Source organism: Sulfuricurvum sp., from assembly GCF_049305995.1.
Lineage (GTDB): Bacteria > Campylobacterota > Campylobacteria > Campylobacterales > Sulfurimonadaceae > Sulfuricurvum.
Map to the genome: position 1 here is coordinate 1 of NZ_JBAQPS010000274.1, position 2876 is coordinate 2876.

Annotated in this window: 4 protein-coding genes and 1 pseudogene; 4 read left to right on the top strand and 1 reads right to left on the bottom strand. The window is 36.1% G+C overall.

Annotated features, from left to right (window positions below):
* The 4 genes from gatC to WA010_RS09360 all read left to right on the top strand — a co-directional run.
* Positions 1–212, top strand: a 212-nt coding sequence (gene gatC, locus WA010_RS09345; protein ID WP_422556861.1) for an Asp-tRNA(Asn)/Glu-tRNA(Gln) amidotransferase subunit GatC, incomplete at its 5' end; no start/stop codon positions are given.
* Between the two features lie 2 nt (positions 213–214).
* Positions 215–559, top strand: coding sequence for an arsenate reductase family protein (locus WA010_RS09350; protein ID WP_422556862.1), 345 nt, complete (start codon positions 215–217; stop codon positions 557–559).
* Entirely contained in the window at positions 556–1626 is a 1071-nt protein-coding gene (locus WA010_RS09355) for a type IV pilus twitching motility protein PilT (protein ID WP_422556863.1), read from the top strand. Before WA010_RS09350 ends, WA010_RS09355 begins: the two co-directional genes overlap by 4 nt.
* A 106-nt stretch (positions 1627–1732) precedes the next feature.
* Complete coding sequence (locus WA010_RS09360) at positions 1733–2137, top strand: Fur family transcriptional regulator (protein WP_422556864.1); 405 nt, start codon at positions 1733–1735, stop codon at positions 2135–2137.
* An 81-nt stretch (positions 2138–2218) separates the two neighbouring features.
* Here WA010_RS09360 and WA010_RS09365 read toward each other — a convergent pair.
* A pseudogene (locus WA010_RS09365) lies at positions 2219–2872 on the bottom strand (3-deoxy-7-phosphoheptulonate synthase); the annotation flags it as partial.
* Between the last annotated feature and the right edge of the window lie 4 nt (positions 2873–2876).

Below are 2876 nucleotides of genomic sequence, written 5' to 3' on the forward strand. Positions count from 1 at the left end.
TGATTACACAACTCAGTGAAATTGTTTCCTTTGTTGATAATCTCTCAGAGCTTAATACAAATGGGATAAATGCCAAGTTTGCAATGTCAGAAAACTCTACTTATTTACGTGAAGACAAAGGATTTGTTGATCAAAGTATTAATGATGATATTTTAACACATGCACCTCATTCAGAAGATCATTTTTTTATTGTTCCTAAAATTATTGAGTAATTATGATTCATATTTATGGCATTAAGAGTTGTGGTAGTGTTCAAAAAGCAATAAAATTTTTCGAATATCATTCGCTTCACTATACATTTCATGATTTTAAACTTACTCCGGTTGAACGTGAAAAAATAGAAAAATGGCTGACACAAACATCTCTTTCGATTCTTTTAAATACAAAAGGAACTACTTATCGGACTTTAGGACTGAAAGCTTTAAAACTCGACGAAAGTGCTCAAATAGAATGGTTGAGTAAAAATAATCTTCTTATAAAACGCCCTGTTATTGAGTATAATAATAAACTTATTGTGGGTTATGATATATCTCAATACGAAGGATTGCTACGATCATGAATGAAACATTAAATATCTATAAACTTCTCAAAAGTGTCGTCGCTTACAAAGCATCTGATCTTCACCTTGTAAGTCGTTCTGAACCACAAATTCGGATTGATGGTCGTTTAGTTGCTTTAAATTTACCTGTTCTTGATGGTCGAGCTATTGAAGAAATGGGGTATTCTCTTTTAACTGAAAAGCAAAAGAAAGCATTCGAAGAAACGAATGAATTGGATTTTTCAATCGTTATTCCCGATGTTGGTCGATTTCGTGCTAACTACTATAAAACAATGGATGATGTGGCTTGTGCATTCCGTATTATCCCCGTGACTATTCCATCTTTGGATGATTTAAATGCTAAAAAAGTATTTAAAGAACTTATTAAACGGGAAAAAGGTCTTATTCTTGTCACTGGACCAACAGGTAGTGGTAAATCAACAACATTAGCCGCAATGCTTAATGAAATTAATCTTCATGAAGCACGTCATGTTATTACGGTTGAAGATCCGGTAGAATTTGTCCATACCAATAAAAAATCACTTTTTTCACATCGTAATGTAGGCACTGATACAAAAAGTTTTTCAGCAGCATTAAAATATGCACTTCGTGAAGACCCTGATGTCATCCTCATCGGAGAGATGCGAGACAAAGAGACAATTACCGCTGCCCTTACTGCTGCAGAAACAGGCCACTTGGTTTTTGGAACACTTCATACCAATTCAGCCCCACAAACCATTAACCGTATCATTGATGTTTTCGCAGGCGATGAGCAACCTCAAATTCGTGCACAAATTTCTACTTCACTTATTGCTGTAATCTCACAAGCTCTTTTGCCAAAGATCGGAGGAGGACGTATTGCAGCCCAAGAAGTTATGATTACAAATCCGGCTATTGCCAATTTGATTCGTGAAGATAAAGTGCATCAGCTTTATTCTCAAATGCAGTTAAATCAGCAAGGTACAAGTATGACAACGCAAACTCAGGAAATTGTTGAATTTTTACGTAAAAAATTGATTTCTAAAGAAACTGCATTACAATATTCAAATAAACCAGATGAGTTACTACGTATTATTAGTGCAATTTAACGGTTCCATGCTTGAGTAGGAGAAATCTTAAAGTAATTTTCAAAACTCTTTAATATCACTCTTCTTTATGGATTATTTCATGCGCAATTGTCTATAATTACAAATTATGAAACATGAACAACTACTTAAGCATTATCATCTTAAAGCAACGCCGCAACGTATAGCTATTATTGAGCTTATGCATCAAGCTGGACATATTAGTATTGATGATTTATTTTTATCTATTCGCCAAAGATTTGCTTCGATTTCATTGGCAACTCTTTATAAAAATGTTCATACAATGATGAATGTCAGTCTTATTCGAGAAGTTAAAATACCGGGGCAAAAAACAAAATTTGAAGTCGAGAAAGAGGCACATGCACATGTGATGTGTAAATGTTGCGGAGAGCTTAAAGACATCCCTTTTGATCCTAATAGCTTACTTCAAACATCTATGGAGATAAGTAACTATCTAGCAGATGAAGTTTCGATTGTCATTTCTGGAATCTGTCCACAGTGTCAAAAACAATAAAAAAAGCCCTATTTATCCATTTATAGTGAGTTTAAGGAAACATCGCATTACACCCTGCCTCGCTCAGGGCAAAGGGAATAGTTAACGATGTGCTTCTTTAAGAGTATCAGCAATCAAAAATGCCAATTCCAATGATTGGTCTGCATTTAGACGTGGGTCACAGTGGGTATGATAACGACTTTTAAGGTTTTCAGAGGTAATTTCGAATGATCCTCCTAAACATTCAGTGACATTTTTACCCGTCATCTCCAAGTGGACGCCTCCAGCATAGGTTCCTTCAGACTTATGTACTTGAAAAAATTGTTTCATTTCTTTGAGTACAGAATCAACAGGACGAGTTTTATAACCATTGCTCGTAATAGTATTTCCATGCATCGGATCGCAGCTCCAAAGCACTTTTTTACCTTCTCGCTCGATTGCACGAATCAAGGCAGGCATACCATCCGCAACTTTATCCGCACCCATACGGACAATGACGTTCAAACGTCCCGCTTCATTCTCAGGATTAAGAATATCACATAATCGGATTAAATCTTCAGGATCCATAGAAGGACCTGCTTTGACACCAATAGGATTTTTAATCCCGCGCATAAACTCAACATGCGCACCGTCAAGTTGACGAGTACGATCACCGATCCAAAGCATATGAGAAGAAACATCATACCAATCACCTGTCAATGAATCTTGACGGGTAAATGCCTCTGCGTAATTCAGTAACAGTGCTTCATGCGATGTCTAA

Excerpts from the sequence above, each read along its gene's own strand:
- WA010_RS09350 (WP_422556862.1), top strand. The coding sequence starts at position 215 with ATGATTCATATTTATGGCATTAAGAGTTGTGGTAGTGTTCAAAAAGCA.
- WA010_RS09355 (WP_422556863.1), top strand. The coding sequence starts at position 556 with ATGAATGAAACATTAAATATCTATAAACTTCTCAAAAGTGTCGTCGCT.
- WA010_RS09360 (WP_422556864.1), top strand. The coding sequence starts at position 1,733 with ATGAAACATGAACAACTACTTAAGCATTATCATCTTAAAGCAACGCCG.